Genomic DNA, 19,860 nt, shown 5'->3' with positions numbered 1-19,860 from the left:
TTTTGAGTTATTAGGTCTAGAATTGATTTGTCGGCAGCAGTCATCTAGCAATATATAATCTTGGTCTAGCTAGCCTTGTGTTTTCACCTTTTGAGTCATGAGTTTTCGCTTCAAACATGATATAATGTTTCTATATTTTGTTGTTGAAAAGAGACGGTATGAAATTACTCTATACGGACATTCGCAGTCCTTTGACAGCGCATTTGGCTAAGCAAGCTCAGGACTTGGCAGCGGCCGGCAAGCGGGTCTTTTATATAGCGCCCAACTCGCTTTCTTTTGAAAAGGAGCGTGCAGTTTTGGAGGCATTAGAAAATCACGCGTCCTTTGCTATTACGGTAACACGTTTTACCCAGATGGCTCGTTATTTTGTCCTCAATGATGTTCAGGAAGGACAGCCCTTAGATGACATTGGTCTAGGCATGTTATTTTATCGGATTTTATCGGAAATGGATGACCGGGAACTTAAGGTTTATGGACGGATCAAGAAGGATGCACAATTTATCCAGCAACTGCTAGACCTTTATCATGAGCTTCAGACAGCTCAGATGACTTTTGCGGATTTGAACTATCTAGAAGAGCCAGAGAAGCGTGAGGATCTGCTCAAGATTTTCACGGCTTTTTCGGTTGCTCTTCAGGCGGGAAATTATGATGCGACCTCTAAGCTCACAATTTTCGCTCAGCATATTCTAGCTGGTGATCTGGATGAGGAATTGGGCAATCTTGCGCTGGTTATCGACGGATTTACCCGCTTCTCAGCAGAGGAGGAATATCTAGTGGATTTGCTGCACCGCAAGGGAGTGGAGATTGTCATCGGCGTTTATGCCAGTCAAAAAGCCTATCGCTCCGCTTTTCGTGAGGGTAATCTTTACCAAGCCAGCGTGGACTTTTTGCTCAAGTTGGCTCAAACCTATCAGGTCAAGCCAGAGTATTTATCAGACGATCTAGGTCAGGTTGATGATACCTTTGGCAAGATTTCCAAGATTCTAGAGAGTCGCTATGATTTTTCTGAAACCCATGTGGAATTGACTGCGGAGGATCGCTCTCACCTAGAGATTTGGTCGGTGCGCAATCAAAAAGAAGAACTGGAATATGTGGCCAAGTCCATCCGCCAGCGGCTTCATGATGGTGCCCGCTACAAGGATATCCGCCTGCTTTTGGGTGATGTGGAGGCCTACCAGCTCCAGCTGAAGACCATCTTTGACCAATATCAGATTCCCTTTTATTTGGGGCGGTCTGAGTCCATGTCCCAGCATCCTTTAGTCCAATTTTTAGAGTCACTGGAACGGCTGAAACGCTATAATTTTCAGACGGAAGATTTGCTCAATCTTCTAAAAACTGGCCTTTATGGTGGCTTGAGTCAGGAGGAGCTGGATAACTTTGAACAGTACCTTCGCTTTGCTGATATTAAAGGGGTAGCTAAGCTAGGGAGAGATTTTACCATTAATCGTCAGGAGAAATTTGACCTGAAGCGGCTCAATGCTATGCGTCGGAGTCTTATCACGCCTCTGTTGGATTTTTTCAAATCTCGTAGTCAGACAGCGGCTGGTCTCTTGGCTAAATTTACTAGCTTTATCAAAGAGGTTCGCCTGGATGCCAATCTGACTGATCTGCTGGAAGGAGTAAGTCAGCAGGAACTAGAACGGCAGGATGAAGTCTGGAAAACTTTTTGCCATGTCTTGGAGCAGCTTGCACAGGTGTTTGACGGCAGTAAGCTCAAGCTGGATGATTTCTTGGCTCTGATCCTGTCTGGTATGCTTCTGGCCAAGTACCGAGTTGTACCAGCGACAGTGGATGTGGTGACCGTTCAGTCCTATGATTTGATTGAGCCCATGGCTGCGCCTTATGTCTATGCTATCGGACTGACGCAGGAGCGCTTACCCAAGTTAGCTCAAAATAAAAGTCTGCTCAGTGACGAAGAACGGCAGAGATTAAATCAAGCGACTGGGGACGAGGCTGAGTTGCAGGTAGCCAGCAGTGAAAATCTTAAGAAAAACCGCTTTGCGGCGCTATCTTTACTTAATTCAGCGACAGAAGATTTGGTTCTGTCTGCTCCTGTCTTGACCAATGAAGTAGAGGATGCCATGTCTTCCTATTTGACGGAGCTGGAAATAGCGCCTATTTCCCTACCTATCATCAACAAGCGGCCACAGGCTAGTAGCGACGATATTGGGACTTATCGGGCTTTGTTGGCGCGCGTGATTGACCTCTATCAGGAGGATATTGACCGTGAATGGACGCCGGAGGAGCAGACTTTCTGGGCAGTGTCAATCCGAGTCTTGCGTAAGAAGTTGGCGACTGAGGGAATCTCTATTCCCCAGATTAGCAAGGAGTTGAAGACGGAGACTCTCAATGAGGAAACACTCCAAGCTCTTTATCCTAAAGAACAGCCTTTGAAACTGTCAGCCTCTGCCCTCAATGAATACTTTAAAAACCAGTATGCCTATTTCCTTAAGTATGTTCTGCGACTGCAGGAGGAGTGGACGATTCAGCCGGATGCTCGTAGCCATGGGATTTTCCTCCACCGAATCTTTGAAAAGGTTATGCAGGAGCACTTGGAGCAGGACTTCGACACTCGCTTACAACGGGCTATGGAGGAGACTAGCTGGGAGGCTGAGTTTGAAGCGGTCTATGGTGAAAATGGTGAGACCCAGTTTGCCCGCCGTTTGCTATTGGATGCAGCTCAGGCTACTGGACGTATTTTGGCTCAGTCTGAGGGGCTAGAGACTATCGGTGAGGAGACTGACTTTGGTCGGGATGATCGGCCTTTCTTGCTTTTGGAGAATGGCAGAGCTCTTCAAGTTAGTGGCAAGGTGGATCGAATTGATCGGCTGACTGAGACGGGGAGTCTGGGAGTTGTGGATTACAAGTCTGGCGATACCAAATTCAGCTTTGAGAAGTTCTTTAATGGGCTTAATTCCCAGCTGCCGACCTACCTAGCAGCTATCCGAGAAATGCCAGAATACCACGAGGACAAGGGACTTTTCGGAGCCATGTACCTACAGATGACGGAGCCTCTAGCCAGCCTCAAGGAGACCAAGGCACTGGACGAGGCTGTGAAACAAGTCATGAAAAGTCAGGTTTACAAAGGCCTCTTTCTGGCTGATCAGTCCAAGGACTTGGGCGCTAACTACGAGAAAAGCAAGGTTAATCTGCTGACTAAGGAAGAATTAGAAGTGATTTTGGCCTACAATGCCTACCTCTATCAGCAAGCCGCAGAAGGTATTTTAGCTGGCCGTTTTGCCATCAATCCTTATACAGAAAATGGCCGCAGTATTGCCCGTTACGTGGACCAATTTAAGGCCATTACAGGCTTTGAGGCCAATCTCCATCTGGGGCAGGCTAGAAAGCTGACCAAGTTAAACCTGGATCAATACGATAAACGGCCGACAGGCGAGAAGCTGCGTCAAGCCTGGATAGAAAAAATCAAGGAGGAGTTGGACAAATGAGACGGATTCCCTTTTTAAACGAGCAGGATATCCTAGTCAAGCAGGCTGAGGAAGCTGCCTCTGACAAGCCACAAAAGCGCACACCAGAGCAGATCCAGGCTATCTACTCCTCTGGTCAGAATATTCTTGTTTCGGCTTCGGCTGGCTCTGGTAAGACCTATGTTATGGTTCAGCGGATTATTGACCAGATTCTCAGAGGTGTGGAAGTCAGCCAACTTTTCATCTCCACCTTTACTGTCAAGGCGGCAGGTGAGCTCAAGGAACGGCTGGAGAAGGAGCTGAGTCTGGTACTCAAGGAGACGCAAGATCAGGAACTCCGCCAGCACTTGGCCCAGCAGTTGGCTGAAATTGCTAATGCGGATATTGGCACCATGGATGCCTTTACCCAGAAAGTGGTCAATAAGTACGGCTATTTGCTGGGGCTGGCACCGCATTTTCGGATTTTACAATCGGCCAGTGAACAGCTTATGCTACAAAATGAAGTCTTTGACCAGCTGTTTGATGCCTATTATGATAGTGATCGACAGGAATTATTCAGCCGCTTGGTCAAAAATTTCACTGGCAAGCGCAAGGACATTGCTGGTTTCCGCCAGCAGATTTATAGTATTTATAGTTTTCTCCAGTCTACCAGCAATCCGCGGAAATGGTTGGAGGAGACCTTTCTTCTGGGTTATGAAATCAGTGATTTTGGAGCAGAGCGGGAGCGAATACTATCTGGAGCTAGGCAGTCTTTGCTAGATTTAGAAGATTTTTTCCAGAGCCATCTAGCTCATGAAGGCCAAGCCTTTGCTGGGGCTAAATATCAGGAAAATGTTCAGGCGGCCTTAGATATCTTGGCTGAGCTGACAGAGCAGACTGGATCTGAGCAGTTGCTAGACCTAATTCAGCGCTTTTTAGAATTAGCCAAGACCTCTAACCATCAGGCTTTTACTGCCCGAGTTGGCAAGAATGCGGACGAGCTCAAAAAAGAGCTAGCTCAGACCTATAATGAAGCCCGCAAGCCCTTGATAGAGAGAATTAAAGAGCTGGATGTCCGCCTCTATCATCTGAACTTTATGGAGCAGCATCAGGTGGAAGCTCTTCCCCTACTGGATTTGTTGCGAGATTTTGTCCGAGATTTTTCATATGCTTATCTGGAGCGCAAAGTAGCGGAAAATGCCTTTGAATTTGGTGATATAAGCCATTTTGCTATTGAAATTTTAGAAAATTATCCAGAAGTGCGGCGTTTTTATCAGGATAAGTACTATGAGGTGATGGTCGATGAGTACCAAGACACCAACCATACTCAGGAGCGAATGCTGGAATTGCTGGCTCGAGGAAATAATCGCTTTATGGTCGGCGACATTAAGCAGTCCATCTATCGATTTCGCCAGGCTGATCCGCAGATTTTTAACGATAAATTTAAACTCTATCAGGCCGATCCTAGTCAGGGCAAGCTGATCATCCTCAAGGAAAATTTCCGCAGTCACATCGAGGTGCTGGAAGCGACCAATGATGTTTTTAAACGACTCATGGACGAGGAAGTCGGTGAGATTGACTACAATGAGACTCACTATTTGGTGGCAGGAAATCCGGCTAAACGGGAGCCCAATCCAGCCAATCAGGCAGAATTTCTGCTCTATGACGGTAGCGTTGATAGCGAAGAAGAGGATTCTGACCAAGGTCTTCCCAGCATTTCAGCGGGTGAGGTAGCTTTGGTAATCAAGGAGATTATTCGCCTTCATAATCAAGAAGGGGTGGATTTCAAGGACATGACCTTGCTGACAGCTTCGCGGACCCGCAATGATCTGATTTTGGCAGAGTTTGACCGGCATCATATCCCGATTGTGCCGGATGATGGCGAGACCAATTACCTCCAGTCAGTAGAGGTTATGGTGATGCTGGATACCTTGCGAACCATTAACAATCCTCTCAATGACTATGCTCTGACTGCCCTTCTCAAGTCACCAATGTTTGACTTTGATGAGGACGAGTTGGCTCGGTTAGCCTTGCAAGCCTCCAGTACCAAGTCTATGGAAAATCTCTACGAAAAGCTGAGGAATGCTCTGGCTGATCAAGGTCTGGAACCTCAGCTCATCCATGGTGAATTGCGCAAGAAACTGCAGCATTTCCAGACAACGCTGGATGACTGGCGCAGCTATTCCAAGACTCATTCTCTCTATGATTTAATCTGGAAGATTTATCAGGATCGTTTTTACTATGATATGGTAGGGGCTCTGCCAAACGGTGAGCAGCGTCAGGCTAATCTCTATGCCCTGTCCTTGCGGGCCAACGACTATGAAAAGTCGAGTTTCAAGGGGCTATCCCGCTTTATCAGCATGATTGACAGAATTTTGAAAAATGAGCACGATTTGGCCAGTGTCCCTCTGGCTGCTCCGAAAAATGCTGTCCAGCTAATGACCATCCATAAGAGTAAGGGCCTGGAGTTTAAGTATGTCTTTTTGCTCAATATGGACAAGGCCTTCAATCGTCAGGATAGCAGCTCTGCTATTATCCTCAGTCGGAAAAAAGGCATCGGAATCAAATATGTGGCCGATGTGGCCGTTGAGGCTCAGGATCCTTATGCTCCCAAGCAGCTGCGGATTTCCATGGAGACCTTACCCTATCAGCAGAATGCCGAAGAACTCAAGCTGGCTAGTCTGTCTGAACAGATGCGTCTGCTCTATGTGGCCATGACTCGGGCTGAGACCAAGCTTTATTTGGTCGGCAAGGGAAATCAAGCCAAGCTCCAAGAGCGCAAGTGGGGAGGCAGTCAAAATGGCCGCTTATCCAGCAGTCTCCGAAGCCAGCTGACCAATTTTCAGGATTGGCTCTATGCTATCCAGTCTGTGTTTGAGGGGGAAAATCTGGCTTATCAGACCCGCTTTGTGACCGATCAGGATCTGACAGACGAGCAGATTGGAGTAGTGAAGCAGACTGTTTCCATTCCGGTAGATGATTTGACGGGCAACCGTCAGTCAGAGGATATCCGCCGAGCTCTGGATATCTTGGAGAATGTAGACCGGCTCAACAGTCTTTATCAAGCAGCTATTGAATTGCCTAGTGTCCGCACACCTAGTCAAATCAAGAAATTCTATGAGCCGGTTATGGACTCAGAAGGGCTGGATATTATGGATGCGCCTCAAAGCTATCAGCCCCATCTGTCTTTTGAACTACCAGACTTTGGCAAGAAGAAGCAAGTCAAGGGAGCCCAAATCGGATCTGCTGTCCATGAGCTCATGCAACGGATTCCGCTGGATCAGCCTGTCACTAAGACTAGCATTCGCCAAGCTTTGGCTCAGGTTCAGGCACATTCGGTGGTCAAGAAAGAGATTGATTTAGCTAAGATTGAGGCCTTTTTCGCTACAGAACTGGGTCAGCTAATCCAGCAGCAGGCCAATCATCTCCATCGTGAAGCACCTTTTGCCATGCTCAAGCAGGATCCAGCCAGCGGTCAAAACTTTGTGGTTCGGGGAATCTTGGATGGCTATTTGCTCTTTGATGACCGTATTGTCCTCTTTGACTATAAGACTGACCGCTATCATGAGCCGACAGAGTTGGTGGAGCGCTACCGAGCTCAGCTGGACCTCTATGCCGAAGCGCTCAGTCGTTCCTATGGCCTTAGCCAAGTAGACAAGTATTTGATTCTACTGGGAGGAGCTGAGTTGCAGGTGGTCAAGGTGGACTAGTTTTGACAAAAAAGTGGAAATAGTGATTAATCCTATGCTATCCTTCGGACTCTATTTTATAGAAAGATAGATCGTTCAAAAGTTTGTGCATAAATGTACGCAAGAATAGTATGACTAGGAATAATCTGGAAAGGAGCCAGTTATGTCTCAACTGCAACGAATCCAAAAAATGGAAGAACATCTGAATAAATATTCTCAGGTCTTGGCAAGAGCTCAGGCAGCTTTAGCTGAGTTGGAGCTCTGTCAGTCAGATTATATTCAGCTGCGGGACTACTACACCAGTCAGGATTTTTTCGATGATCTGGCATCTTCTAATGGACCAGACTTTCCTGCGGATGTAGCCTGCGGTGTCCTAGCCGAAGATACTGTCTATGACCTGATGGACGAGCATTTCCAGACTGCCCTGACCCTGTTGGACCTGTCCAGTGCCATGCTGAAAGAGCGATGAAATCCTATTTAATGTCATTATGAAAGAAATGGAAAATTAATTTTTTTCCATTTTTCTCTTGCTTTTTCATAAAAATTTAGGTAGAATAATCAAAAATAATTGAAAGCGATGAGAGAACTTGTTTAAGAAAAGTTAAAAAATAAAGAACAGAGAGTGCCGGTAGCTGAAAAAGCACACCATTCTTAAACGTCACATTCTTGAGTGCGGATGCGAAATCACAGTAGTATCCGACGGCTGATTCCCGTTACGAATCTGGAGTCTCGTACTCCGTGAGGGTTCTCAGGCGACTGAGGACCGAATAAAGGTGGAACCGCGTGTCAACGTCCTTGCAAGATAGATTTTTTGCGAGGGCTTTTTATTATATTCTAAACAACAGATGATTGAAACCGATGTGTACTGATGAATAGCGATGTGAAAGCGAGGTAGTAGTATGATCAAACTAAAAGGTCTCAGGCAGATTCAGCCCTATGTGGCAGGGCAGCAGCCTCAGGAAAGCAATATGATTAAGCTCAATACCAATGAGAATGCCTACGGTCCCAGCCCCAAGGTGGCAGAGGCCTTGCGAAGCTTTGATGCCCATGAGCTGCGGCGCTACTCTAGCCTAGATCAGGCAGCTCTTTCTCAGGCCTTAGCAGTCAATCTAGGTGTCAGCCCTGACCAGCTTATTATTGGCAATGGCAGCGATGATATCCTGTCCATGGCCTTCTTGGCCTTCTTTAATAGTGGGGAGCCAATCCTCTTTCCTGACCTGACTTACGGATTTTATAAGGTTTGGGCAGATCTCTACCATGTGCCTTTTAGGGAAATACCGCTGGCAGAGGATTTTACGGTGCGGACGGCCGATTATCTGGGGGGAAATGGTGGTATTATCCTAGCCAATCCTAATGCTCCGACAGGGATTTACAAGTCTCTGGAAGAATTGGAGGAGATTTTGGTGGGGAACCCAGATGTGGTGGTTGTAGTGGATGAAGCCTATATTCATTTTGGTGGCCAGTCTGCCCTACCTCTCTTAGATAAGTATTCCAATCTATTTATCACTCGGACTTTTTCCAAGGATGCAGCCTTAGCTGGCCTGCGGGTGGGTTATGGCATTGGTCATCCAGACTTGATTGCTGTTATGAAAGCAATCAAGGACTCTATCAATCCCTATTCGGTGGATATGCTGGCAGAGCGCTTGGCTCTTGCGGCAGTAGAGGATTGGGCCTATTACCAAAAGACCAGTCAAGCCATCCAAAAAACTCGGGACTGGTTTGCGGCAGAATTATCCCAGCTGGATTTTCAGGTTCTGCCCAGTCAGACCAATTTTATTCTAGCAAAACCTAGTCAAATTCCTGCGTCAGCCCTTTTCCAAGAACTCCAAGAGCGCAAAATCTATGTGCGCTATTTCCCGAAAGTAGCGCGTATTAAGGACTACTTGCGCATTTCCATTGGCAACCAAGAGGAAATGGAGAGGGTGCTGGCAGCCATCAAAGATATTATCAGGACAAGTGAGGAAACCAGCCTATGAACCTGCCTATCAATAAAATAACCCTCCCCAATGGCATGCACGACAAGCTCTTTAAGCGAGCTCGTGTAACCTATGAGATTGAGCATGCAATCAGCGATTTTCTCATAGCTCAGGGGTTCAATCGGATTGATACGCCAACCTTGGAGCACTTTGAAGTTTTCAGCGACCAGGTGGAGCCCCACCATTATCATCTTTTTGATAAGAAGGGGGAATTGCTGGCACTGCGGCCGGATGTAACCAGCCAGATTGGCCGAGTAATCGCTTCGACGAGAGTCCATACTCCGACTAAATTTTCTTACTCTGGCAAGGTTTTTCATTATCATGAGGAGCTACGCGGTTTGTTAAATGAGCAGAGTCAGGCTGGTATCGAAATTATTGGCTATCCAGCCAGAGAGGCTGTGTTGGAAGCTATTCAGTCAGCCAAACAGGCTTTAGATCTGGCACAAGTTCAGTCCTATCAGTTTGAGTTTTCTCATGCAGCAGTGCTAGAAACAGTCTTAGTTACTTTGGATTTGGACCAGCCTGAGGAGGATCAACTATTGGATCTAATCCGTCGGAAAAATATGACGGGACTGTATGAATTTACAGCTCGCAGACCGAGTTCCTTTGATCGATTGCTGCAGGAGCTGCCCAATCTCTTTGGCCCCAGTCAGTTTGTATTAGAAAAAGCACGGAAATTAATTGAAAACGAAGAGCTTCTCCAAGCCCTTGAAGAGATTGAATGGGTTTTAGATAAAGTATCAGATTTATTTCCTCAGACAACAATCGATCTAGGTCAAGTTCCAGATCTTCCCTACTATACCGGTCTGACCTTTAAGGTTTTCGGTGACCGAGTGCCCGACGCCTTTCTGTCTGGCGGTCGCTATGACAAGCTCTTTGAACGTTTTGGAGCAGAGGAATTGACGGCTATTGGCTGGTCCTTGAATATCGACAGTGTCTATCAAGCTATCCACGATGATCTGCCGGATGAGGCGGCAAAGGAGGTGCAATCATGAGTCAGATTACCATTGCCCTGACCAAGGGGCGGATTGAGAAAGATACGATTAAATTGTTAAGTCGGGCTGGCTTTGATCTGAGCTTTATGGCAGACAAGGGACGCAATCTCATTTTTGAAAGTCCAGACGGCCGTTTTCGTTTTCTGTTGGTTAAGGGACCAGATGTGACCACCTATGTGCGCCACGGAGTAGCTGATTTGGGGATTGTTGGTAAAGATATTCTCTTTGAGCATCCGACCGGCTATCTGGAGATGCTGGATCTGAACTTTGGCCTTTGTAAATTTTCTTTGGCCTCAGTGCCCAGCTATGATCCGCATGATCACAAGCGCAAGCGGATTGCGACAAAGTACCCGACAGTGGCGACTGATTATTTTAATCAAAAGGGAGAGGATGTAGAAATTATTTCCATTCAGGGCAGTGTGGAAATCGCACCAGTTTTGGGCTTGGCGGATGCTATTGTCGATATTGTGGAGACTGGCAATACCCTAGTAGCCAATGGTTTGGTTGTTTTTGATGATATCTGTCGAGTTTCAGCTCGACTCATTGCCAATCAGGCTTCCCTGAAAAATAACCCAGACCTGATGCCCTTTGTCGCAAAGATTGAATCCCTAGTAGGAAGAAGAGAGGTGGCTTTTAAATGACAATTATCAAACGTTTGAGTGGAAGTAATGAAGATATTTCACAGATTTTATATAAAGAGCAGTTGCAGCTCAGCCAGCAAAACTTAGATGTAGAAGAAACGGTGGCTGAGATTATCGAAACGGTTAAACGAGATGGTGACCAAGCTTTAAGGAACTATACCAAGCTCTTTGACAAGGTTGAGGTGACAGATTTTGAGATTGGGCAGGAGCTGATTGATCAGGCTTTTGAGGAGATTGACCCAGAGGTCTTGACCGCCCTGAAGAATGCCCAAACTAATATCGAATCCTACCACCGTCAGCAGCTGGAGTCTGGCTTTGAAGATAGTCCCAGTGAGGGTGTTATCCGTGGTCAGTTGATTCGGCCGATTGAGCGGGTCGGCACCTATGTACCTGGGGGCACCGCAGCCTATCCGTCCTCCGTCCTGATGAATGTTATCCCAGCCAAAATTGCCGGTGTTAAAGAAATTATCATGATCACACCGCCACAGGAGCATTTTACCCCAGCGATTCTGGTTGCAGCAAAATTGGCGGGTGTTGATCGGATTTTTCAAGTGGGCGGTGCTCAAGGTGTGGCAGCTTTGGCCTACGGGACTGAGACCATTCCCAAGGTGGATAAAATTACTGGGCCGGGAAATATCTTTGTGGCAACAGCCAAAAAAATGGTTTATGGCCTTGTGGGAATTGATATGATTGCCGGTCCTTCTGAGATCGGAGTCATTGCGGATCGTTCAGCCAGTCCAGTTTATGTGGCGGCAGATCTTCTATCTCAGGCTGAGCACGATAAGCTGGCTCGGGCTATTCTGGTGACTGACTCAGAGGAGCTGGCAAATCAGGTCGAAGTAGAGCTGGACAGACAGCTGAAAGAGCTGCCACGAGAGGAAATCGCGCGTGCTTCTATTGAAAATAACGGTCGTATCATCCTTGCACCTTCTAAGGAAGCCATGTTTGAGCTCATGAATCAGGTGGCACCTGAGCATTTAGAGATTGCTATGGACGATGCTTACAGTTATCTGGATCAGGTTGAAAATGCTGGCTCCGTCTTTCTGGGGCATTATACCAGTGAGCCAATCGGTGACTACTATGCGGGAGCCAATCACGTCTTGCCGACAACCAGCACCAGCCGTTTTTCATCAGCCTTAGGTGTCCATGACTTTATCAAGCGCATCCAGTACACTCAGTACAGCAGAGAAGCCGTCTGGGCAGCGGAAAAAGATATCACCAAGCTGGCTTATGCGGAAGGCTTGCAGGCTCACGCCCGAGCCATCGAATCCCGCAGGCTGGAAAAATAGGAGGAAAAGTTATGAGACAAGCTGAAATCAAGCGCAAAACTCAGGAAACAGATATATATTTATCACTCAATCTGGATCAGCAGGAACCTGTTCAGATTGAGACCGGTGTCGGATTTTTTGACCACATGTTGACCCTCTTTGCTCGCCACAGCCGGATTTCTCTGACGGTTAAGGCCGAAGGCGATCTCTGGGTGGATAGCCACCATACGGTAGAGGATGTGGGCATCGTGCTGGGTCAGGCTTTGCGTCAGGCTCTGGGAGACAAGGCTGGCATTAACCGCTATGGCACTAGCTTTGTGCCCATGGATGAAACGCTAGGTATGGCTAGTTTGGACTTATCAGGCCGTTCCTACCTAGTCTTTGACGCAGCCTTTGACAATCCCAAGCTAGGGAGTTTTGACACTGAGCTAATAGAGGAATTTTTCCAAGCCCTAGCCTTTAATCTGCAGATGAATCTGCACTTGAAAATCCTGCATGGCAAGAACAGCCACCACAAGGCTGAGAGTCTCTTTAAAGCGACTGGACGAGCTCTGCGCGAGGCTATTACGATCAATCCAGAGATTCATGGGGTTAATTCGACCAAGGGAATGCTCTAACCCCCATTTCTCCACTTAAAAAGGAAACAGATATGATAATTGTAATTGATTATGATGCAGGCAATACAGCCAATGTGTTGCGGGCTTTGGCTGCTATTGGTGCAGAAGCTAGGCTGTCTGCTAATCCGAAGGAAATTTTAGCTGCTGATGGCTTGATTTTGCCGGGAGTTGGTGCCTTTCGGACGGCTATGCAGGAGCTGCAGAAGCGTGATTTGATTGGTCCTATACAGGAGGCTGTATCTGGCGGAAAGCCCTTCTTGGGTATCTGCCTAGGCATGCAGCTCTTACTGGAGGTCGGGCTGGAAAATGGACAAACTTCAGGGTTGGGCTTTATTCCCGGTGTCTGCCGTCGGATTCCAGATCGGGCTGGTCTGCCTGTGCCTCACATGGGCTGGAATGACTTGCAGATTCAGCAGCCGTCTGCTTTAACAAATCGCTTGCAAGGGGAGGCTGTTTATTTTGTTCACAGCTACTATACAGATGTAGATCAGGAATATCTAGATGCGACAGCTGACTATGGATTTCCAGTTCCGGCTATGATTCACAAGGGTTCGGTCTTTGGCTGTCAATTTCACCCAGAAAAATCAGGCCAGGTAGGCCTAGAAATCTTACGAAATTTTAAGGAGTATGTCTATGAAGATTCTACCAGCGATTGATATCAAAGACGGGCAAGCCGTCCGACTTTTCAAAGGTGATTTTAGCCAAAAGACCGTGGTAAATCCAGATGTCTTGGCTCAGGCTCAGCTTTTTAAGGAAGCTGGCATCTACATGATTCATGTGGTAGACTTGGATGGAGCTCTGAAAGGTCGGGCTGCCAATCGGGATTTGATTGCCCGTATCAAGGCGGAGACAGGACTGGCCATCCAAGTCGGTGGCGGTATCCGCAGTCTAGAACAGATTGAAGATTACCTAGCGGTCGGAATTGACCGTGTCATCATTGGATCCATGGCAGTCAAGAATCCGGCCTTTGTAGAAGCGGCTCTCCAGTGTTTTGGCAGTGATAAGATTGTTGTTGGTATTGATGCTAAAAAGGGTCTGGTTGCAACCGAGGGCTGGCTGGAAACCAGCGACCAAGACTATGTCAGTCTGGCTCTGGCTATGGAAAAAATCGGTGTTCGGCTCTTCGTCTATACAGATGTGGATCGAGACGGAACCCTGACCGGTCCCAATATCCAGCATTACCAAGAATTACTGAAAGCTCTAAAACAAGCTCGGGTCATTGCCTCTGGAGGTATCCAATCAGCAGAAGATTTAGAGGAGCTGAAAAAGTTGGGCTTGGCTGGTGCCATTGTGGGCAAGGCTTACTATCAGGGAAATATCTCACTAAGCCAATTAAAGGAAATAGACGAGGATTAGCTATGCTGAAAAAACGAATCATTCCCTGTCTGGATGTTAAGGACGGCCGGGTAGTTAAGGGGATTAACTTTGTCAATCTGACCGATGTCGGAGATCCGGTCGATGCTGCCAAGGCTTATTACGAGGCTGGCTGTGACGAGCTGGTTTTTCTGGATATTACGGCTACCCATGAGGAGCGGGACACGACGGTCGAGATGGTTCGGCGCGTGGCGGAGCAGGTCTTCATTCCCTTTACTGTCGGTGGTGGCATTCGCACGGTTGAGGATATGAATAAGATGCTCAAAGCTGGGGCGGATAAGGTGGCAGTTAATTCCTCGGCGATAGCTAATCCTCAGCTTTTGGCAGACTGTGCTGAGAAATTCGGCAGTCAATGTGTGGTGCTGGCTGTTGATGCTAAGAAAGAAGCGGATGGCAGCTGGCATGTCTATCTGGCTGGCGGTCGCAAGGACAGCGGTCGGGATCTTTTAGATTGGGTACAAGAAGCTGTCCGTCTGGGGGCGGGAGAGATTCTTCTGACCAGCATGGACAAGGACGGCACCAAGTCCGGATTTGACCTGCCTATGCTGGAAGCCGTATCCCAAGTCGTGTCGGTACCTATCATCGCTTCGGGCGGAGCAGGCAATAGTCAGCACATTCTAGAAGTTTTTGAAAAGACTGCGGCAACTGGAGCATTGGCGGCTTCGATTTTCCATTATGGTGAGGTTTCTATCGCAGAGACCAAAAAAGCCATGCAGGAAGCCGGATTGGAGGTGCGCATCTGATGACAGAAGTGAAGTTAGACTTTCAAAAGCAAGGCGGTCTTATACCTGCCATTATCCTAGACCACACCAGCAAAGAAGTACTCATGCTGGCCTATCTCAATGAAGAAGCCTACCAGCTGACCCGCACTAGCGGGCAAATGTGGTACTGGAGCCGGTCGCGTCAAGAGCTTTGGCATAAGGGAGCCACCAGCGGCCACTATCAAACTGTCAAAAAAATCACAGCTGACTGCGACCTAGATACTTTGCTGATTGAAGTCGAGCAGCTAGGAGCAGCCTGCCATACGGGTGCTAAGTCCTGCTTTTTCCATCCAATCTGGGATGAGCAAGATGATGCAATGGAATAAAGGCTCCCTTCGTTTACTTTTAGTGTGTACTTAAGGTAGAAATATAACTGACCAAGTCAGCATCAAGATACCAGTATGCCATCGGAAAGAATTGATTTGTATAGTAAAATCAGAATTGTAATAAAGGAGATATGATGCTAGAAACCCTCTATCAAGAAGCCCTCAAACGCAAAAAAGAGCCCATGGAAGGCTCCTATACCAGCTATCTCTATGACAAGGGGCTGGACAAGATTCTCAAAAAAGTCGGTGAAGAAGCGACGGAGGTAGTCATTGCGGCTAAAAATGCTGACAAGGACGAGATGGCCAATGAAACAGCTGATCTGCTCTACCATCTGGCGGTCGCTCTCGTTGAGACTGGGGTCAGTCTAGAGGAGGTGGAGGCTGTCCTCCAAGCTCGTCAGGGCAAGCAAAGCCGGATTCACGACCGACCAACCATTGACAATTACTAAACGGATACGAGATTAGCAGAAAGGCGGCAAGCATGCGTGACAACCATCTTCATACTTATTTTTCCTATGATTCTGAGGCGGATTTCTGTGACTATCTGGACCATTATGAGGGCGAGATTGTCACCACCGAGCATTATGATTTGTCCAATCCCTACCCTTACGAAGCTGCCTCGCCCCATGATGATGTGCCAGACTATGAGGCCTATTCAGCAAAAATAGCAGAGCTGAACCAGCAATATGGCAACCGCATCAAAAAGGGCATTGAGATTGGCTATTACGCCCCGCGTAAAGACGATATCCTAGCTTTCCTAACGGACAAGGAATACGACCTCAAACTATTGTCTGTCCACCACAATGGCAGTTTTGACTATCTGGAAGATCCGGTCTTGCAGCTGGACAAGATGGAGCTGGTTCCCCGCTACCTAAGGGAGTTAGAAGAGGCTATCGAGGCTGTGCCAGCAGATGTACTAGCTCACTTTGACTATGGTTTCCGGAAATTTGCGCTTACCGTAGAGGAATTGAAAAGTTTTGAGCCTCAGCTGCGACAGCTTTTTCAAAAAATGATTGACCATGGTCTGGCTTTTGAGCTTAACTGCAAGTCCATGTATCTGTACGGCCACGAGGAACTCTATATCTACGCTCTCTCTCTCGTCAAGGAGCTGGGCGGCCAGCACTTTTCAGTTGGCTCCGACGGTCACAAACTAGAGCATTTTCGACTTAAGTTTGACCGAGTTGCTCAAATCCTCGCTGATGCCGGTATTGAGGAAGCCCAATTGATTTAAAGCATCCCGCGCGCCTTCTCCATCATCTACTAAACGCATTTTTTGAATTTCAATCAGAATATGATATACTTAAGTGAATTAGAAAATACAAAAATTTGTTGATGTAGGAGAAAAAATGGCAGAGCCAGTGAAATTATTTCAGTATAATACCCTGGGAGCTTTGATGGCTGGACTTTATGGAGGGAGTATGACAATTGGTGAGCTCCTGAAATACGGCGATTTGGGGATTGGTACACTGGATTCCATTGACGGGGAGTTGATTGTTCTTGATGGGAAGGCCTATCAGGCGAAAGGTTCTGGAGATGCACCAGAAGTTGTGGAGGTCTCAGATGATGTGACTGTTCCTTACGCTGCGGTTGTTCCCCATCAGGCGGAAGTCATTTTCCGGCAGCGTTTTGAAATGACAGACGCGGAGCTGGAAAAGCGGATTGAATCCTATTATGATGGGGAAAATCTATTTCGCTCCATCAAGATTCACGGGGACTTTGCTCACATGCATGTGCGGATGATTCCAAAATCAACCTCAGAAAAAAAGTTTGCTGAGGTGGCAGTGAGTCAGCCGGAGTACCATGCGGACAATGTTTCTGGAACCATTGTTGGATTTTGGACACCCGAAATTTTTCACGGTGTCAGTGTAGCGGGATATCATCTTCACTTTATTTCGGACGACCATACCTTTGGTGGTCACGTATTGGATTTTGTTATAAAAGAGGGGATCGTGGAGCTGGGAGCTGTAGATCAGTTGGATCAGCGTTTCCCAGTCCAAGATCGCAAATACCTTTTTGCCAAGTTCAATCTTGATGAAATGAAAGAAGATATTCATAAAGCGGAGTAGTTTTTGAACGAAAAGTGTAAATTTTTATAGGGAAAATTAGATTGGAGCAGTCATGATTTATTTAGTAAATGCTAGTCCAAATAAGGACGGAAATAGTGTAAAATTCGCTAAGAAATTTCTAGCTGGAAAAGAATTTGAAACCGTACACTTAGTGGATTATCATATTGAGCAATATGGTCAAAAAGCAGAGCAGGATCAGTTCTTTCAAGTATATGAAAAGTTAAGTCAAGCGGATGTCCTCGTTTTCACAAGCCCGATTTATTGGTGGTCATTTTCTGGACTCCTCAAGACATTCTTAGACCGCGTTGCAGATGTGCCTTATCCGACTGAAGCACTGAAAGAAAAGCAGGTGTTCTTCCTTCTCCAAGGTTCACAACCAAGCAAGGAAGTAGAAATGCTAGACTATGTTATGAATCGTTTTTGTAGTAATTATGATTTGCAATACCAAGGCCTAGCTGTCAGTGATTACGAGCTAAACGAGATTGAGGGTTGGGAACTAGCTCCTCTGCAGGAAAAATTAGCACAAGTTGTCGAAAAATAATAAAGCTAAAGCAAAAGATTTCTGATTAGTAATCTACTTGGGAAACTAATTTCAAATGCTGAAATAGGATAAAAAAAAACGAACAAATATCATTTTGGTAAGAGAACCAATTTGAATTTGTTCGTTTTCTTGCTTTATTTTGACAAGCTCTTATACTGAATCGCTGGAAAAGGGCGATTTTTATCTTTTCTATATCATTGAAAAATAGCGCTAAATCCGCTATAATAGGTAGGTTGAAAGGATTGGAATACTCCGATGTAAAATATAAAAAGTTCTACTAACATTCACCATTATCCTAAAATGAAAGAAAGAGAAGAAGATGACTTTACAAGAAGAAATTAAGAAACGCCGAACCTTTGCCATTATCTCCCACCCGGACGCGGGGAAGACGACTATCACCGAGCAGCTGCTCTACTTTGGTGGCGAGATTCGAGAGGCTGGGACAGTCAAGGGGAAAAAGACTGGTAATTTTGCCAAATCTGACTGGATGGATATTGAGAAGCAGCGGGGGATTTCTGTGACTTCCTCTGTTATGCAGTTTGACTACGATGGCAAGCGGGTTAATATCTTAGATACGCCGGGGCACGAGGACTTCTCAGAAGATACTTACCGGACCTTGATGGCGGTGGATGCTGCGGTCATGGTTGTTGACTCTGCCAAGGGTATTGAGGCTCAGACCAAGAAGCTCTTTGAGGTTGTCAAACACCGTGGAATTCCAGTCTTCACTTTTATGAACAAGCTGGACCGTGACGGTCGCGAGCCCTTGGACTTGTTGGAAGAACTGGAAGAGATTTTGGGTATTGCCAGCTACCCGATGAATTGGCCGATTGGGATGGGGAAGAGCTTTGAAGGACTTTATGACCTCTACAATGAGCGGCTGGAGCTGTATAAGGGCGAGGAGCGCTTTGCAACCCTGGCAGAAGGCGACCAACTGTTTGCTTCCAATCCTTTCTATGAGCAAGTCAAAGAAGATATTGAGCTCTTGAGCGAAGCTGGAAATGAATTCTCAGAAGAAGCGATTTTGGATGGTAAACTGACACCTGTTTTCTTTGGATCAGCCCTGACCAACTTTGGCGTGCAGACTTTCCTAGAGACCTTCCTCAAGTTTGCCCCAGAACCGCATGGCCACAAGAAGACAGACGGTGAGGTGGTTGAGCCACTCAGCCCAGACTTTTCAGGTTTTGTCTTTAAAATTCAGGCCAATATGGATCCGCGCCACCGCGACCGTATCGCCTTTGTCCGTATCGTTTCTGGCGAGTTCGAGCGAGGTATGAGTGTCAATCTGCCTCGCACTGGAAAAACGGCCAAGCTGTCTAATGTCACCCAGTTTATGGCCGAGAGTCGGGAAAATGTGACCAATGCCGTGGCTGGTGATATTATCGGGGTTTATGATACGGGGACTTATCAGGTCGGTGACACCCTGACTGTAGGTAAGAATAAGTTTGAATTTGAGCCTCTGCCAACCTTTACTCCTGAAATCTTTATGAAGGTTTCGGCCAAGAATGTTATGAAGCAAAAATCCTTCCATAAGGGGATTGAACAGCTGGTGCAAGAGGGAGCTATCCAGCTTTATACCAACTACCAGACGGGCGAGTACATGCTGGGCGCTGTCGGTCAGCTCCAGTTTGAAGTCTTCAAGCACCGTATGGAAAATGAATACAATGCTGAAGTGGTTATGAATCCCATGGGCAAAAAGACTGTCCGTTGGATTTCACCAGATGACTTGGACGAGCGTATGTCTTCTAGTCGTAATATCCTAGCCAAAGACCGCTTTGATCAGCCAGTCTTCCTCTTTGAAAACGACTTTGCTCTGCGCTGGTTTGCGGATAAGTATCCGGATGTTAAATTGGAAGAGAAGATGTAACTCAGGTACAAAGTCCGTTATAAAAGTGAGAAGAAAATAGGAAAATCAGCGAAGGAACCGGAGTTCCTAGAAGATTTTATCTTTTTCTCGACGCTTTTAGGGCGTGTTCAGTTTAGCTTATTCCTTTCCGAGGATTTAGTCCGAACTTAATTAGAGAAGATGTAACACAGCAAGTTTACTTGATTGCAGAGCAATCTAAGTAGGCTACGGCAACTCCTATGTGACTTTTCTAGCTGTTTTACTAACTGCGTTTGGCAAATAATATTGATTTGCTTGGTTTCTTGTCGTGACATAAGATATTTGACTATGAAGTTATGGGGGGAGCTAGGCATTAGCTA

General features: G+C 46.6%; 17 protein-coding genes. All 17 read left to right on the top strand.

Features of this window, described 5'->3' with window-relative positions; genetic code table 11:
* Nucleotides 1-158: 158 nt before the first annotated feature.
* The gene (gene rexB, locus AC5FEC_RS01910; RefSeq protein ID WP_493661125.1) at nucleotides 159-3,446 is read left to right on the top strand and encodes an ATP-dependent nuclease subunit B; all 3,288 of its coding nucleotides are present in this window, start codon (nucleotides 159-161) and stop codon (nucleotides 3,444-3,446) included.
* Nucleotides 3,443-7,114 carry a helicase-exonuclease AddAB subunit AddA gene (gene addA, locus AC5FEC_RS01905; protein WP_493661124.1) on the top strand — a complete coding sequence of 1,224 codons (3,672 nt, stop codon included), beginning with the start codon at nucleotides 3,443-3,445 and terminating at the stop codon, nucleotides 7,112-7,114. Before rexB ends, addA begins: the two co-directional genes overlap by 4 nt.
* A gap of 142 nt (nucleotides 7,115-7,256) precedes the next feature.
* A complete protein-coding gene (locus tag AC5FEC_RS01900) occupies nucleotides 7,257-7,562 on the top strand; it encodes a DUF4298 domain-containing protein (RefSeq protein WP_493661123.1) in 306 nt (101 codons plus the stop codon).
* A 430-nt stretch (nucleotides 7,563-7,992) separates the two neighbouring features.
* Nucleotides 7,993-9,069: a histidinol-phosphate transaminase gene (hisC, locus tag AC5FEC_RS01895; RefSeq protein ID WP_493661122.1), complete on the top strand. Its 1,077-nt coding sequence runs from the start codon at nucleotides 7,993-7,995 to the stop codon at nucleotides 9,067-9,069.
* Between the two features lie 8 nt (nucleotides 9,070-9,077).
* The gene (locus AC5FEC_RS01890; protein WP_493661160.1) at nucleotides 9,078-10,064 is read left to right on the top strand and encodes an ATP phosphoribosyltransferase regulatory subunit; all 987 of its coding nucleotides are present in this window, start codon (nucleotides 9,078-9,080) and stop codon (nucleotides 10,062-10,064) included.
* Nucleotides 10,061-10,705 (top strand): ATP phosphoribosyltransferase, encoded by a 645-nt coding sequence (gene hisG / locus AC5FEC_RS01885; RefSeq protein ID WP_037615618.1) that lies wholly within the window; start codon nucleotides 10,061-10,063, stop codon nucleotides 10,703-10,705. The genes AC5FEC_RS01890 and hisG overlap by 4 nt, the downstream gene beginning before the upstream one ends.
* Nucleotides 10,702-11,994 carry a histidinol dehydrogenase gene (gene hisD, locus AC5FEC_RS01880; protein ID WP_493661121.1) on the top strand — a complete coding sequence of 431 codons (1,293 nt, stop codon included), beginning with the start codon at nucleotides 10,702-10,704 and terminating at the stop codon, nucleotides 11,992-11,994. Before hisG ends, hisD begins: the two co-directional genes overlap by 4 nt.
* An 11-nt stretch (nucleotides 11,995-12,005) precedes the next feature.
* The gene (gene hisB, locus AC5FEC_RS01875; RefSeq protein WP_493661120.1) at nucleotides 12,006-12,590 is read left to right on the top strand and encodes an imidazoleglycerol-phosphate dehydratase HisB; all 585 of its coding nucleotides are present in this window, start codon (nucleotides 12,006-12,008) and stop codon (nucleotides 12,588-12,590) included.
* Between the two features lie 32 nt (nucleotides 12,591-12,622).
* Complete coding sequence (gene hisH, locus AC5FEC_RS01870; RefSeq protein ID WP_493661119.1) at nucleotides 12,623-13,246, top strand: imidazole glycerol phosphate synthase subunit HisH; 624 nt, start codon at nucleotides 12,623-12,625, stop codon at nucleotides 13,244-13,246.
* Nucleotides 13,224-13,946 carry a 1-(5-phosphoribosyl)-5-[(5-phosphoribosylamino)methylideneamino]imidazole-4-carboxamide isomerase gene (gene hisA, locus AC5FEC_RS01865; protein ID WP_493661118.1) on the top strand — a complete coding sequence of 241 codons (723 nt, stop codon included), beginning with the start codon at nucleotides 13,224-13,226 and terminating at the stop codon, nucleotides 13,944-13,946. Before hisH ends, hisA begins: the two co-directional genes overlap by 23 nt.
* A gap of 2 nt (nucleotides 13,947-13,948) precedes the next feature.
* Nucleotides 13,949-14,707, top strand: coding sequence for an imidazole glycerol phosphate synthase subunit HisF (gene hisF / locus AC5FEC_RS01860; RefSeq protein WP_037615596.1), 759 nt, complete (start codon nucleotides 13,949-13,951; stop codon nucleotides 14,705-14,707).
* On the top strand, nucleotides 14,707-15,051 hold the full coding sequence (gene hisI, locus AC5FEC_RS01855; protein WP_234550418.1) for a phosphoribosyl-AMP cyclohydrolase: 345 nt from the start codon (nucleotides 14,707-14,709) through the stop codon (nucleotides 15,049-15,051). Before hisF ends, hisI begins: the two co-directional genes overlap by 1 nt.
* A 134-nt stretch (nucleotides 15,052-15,185) precedes the next feature.
* The gene (gene hisE / locus AC5FEC_RS01850) at nucleotides 15,186-15,500 is read left to right on the top strand and encodes a phosphoribosyl-ATP diphosphatase (RefSeq protein WP_493661159.1); all 315 of its coding nucleotides are present in this window, start codon (nucleotides 15,186-15,188) and stop codon (nucleotides 15,498-15,500) included.
* A gap of 32 nt (nucleotides 15,501-15,532) precedes the next feature.
* Nucleotides 15,533-16,282 carry a PHP domain-containing protein gene (locus AC5FEC_RS01845; RefSeq protein WP_493661117.1) on the top strand — a complete coding sequence of 250 codons (750 nt, stop codon included), beginning with the start codon at nucleotides 15,533-15,535 and terminating at the stop codon, nucleotides 16,280-16,282.
* A gap of 115 nt (nucleotides 16,283-16,397) precedes the next feature.
* Nucleotides 16,398-17,117 carry an acetolactate decarboxylase gene (budA, locus tag AC5FEC_RS01840; RefSeq protein WP_037615591.1) on the top strand — a complete coding sequence of 240 codons (720 nt, stop codon included), beginning with the start codon at nucleotides 16,398-16,400 and terminating at the stop codon, nucleotides 17,115-17,117.
* A 52-nt stretch (nucleotides 17,118-17,169) separates the two neighbouring features.
* On the top strand, nucleotides 17,170-17,658 hold the full coding sequence (locus tag AC5FEC_RS01835; RefSeq protein ID WP_493661116.1) for a flavodoxin family protein: 489 nt from the start codon (nucleotides 17,170-17,172) through the stop codon (nucleotides 17,656-17,658).
* A gap of 319 nt (nucleotides 17,659-17,977) precedes the next feature.
* Nucleotides 17,978-19,522, top strand: coding sequence for a peptide chain release factor 3 (locus AC5FEC_RS01830; RefSeq protein ID WP_304948266.1), 1,545 nt, complete (start codon nucleotides 17,978-17,980; stop codon nucleotides 19,520-19,522).
* The last annotated feature ends 338 nt before the right edge of the window (nucleotides 19,523-19,860 follow it).

This window comes from Streptococcus sp. STC1396, assembly GCF_058933875.1.
Note: the sequence above shows the minus strand (reverse complement) of the source record. Positions and strands in the feature narration are given on the sequence as shown.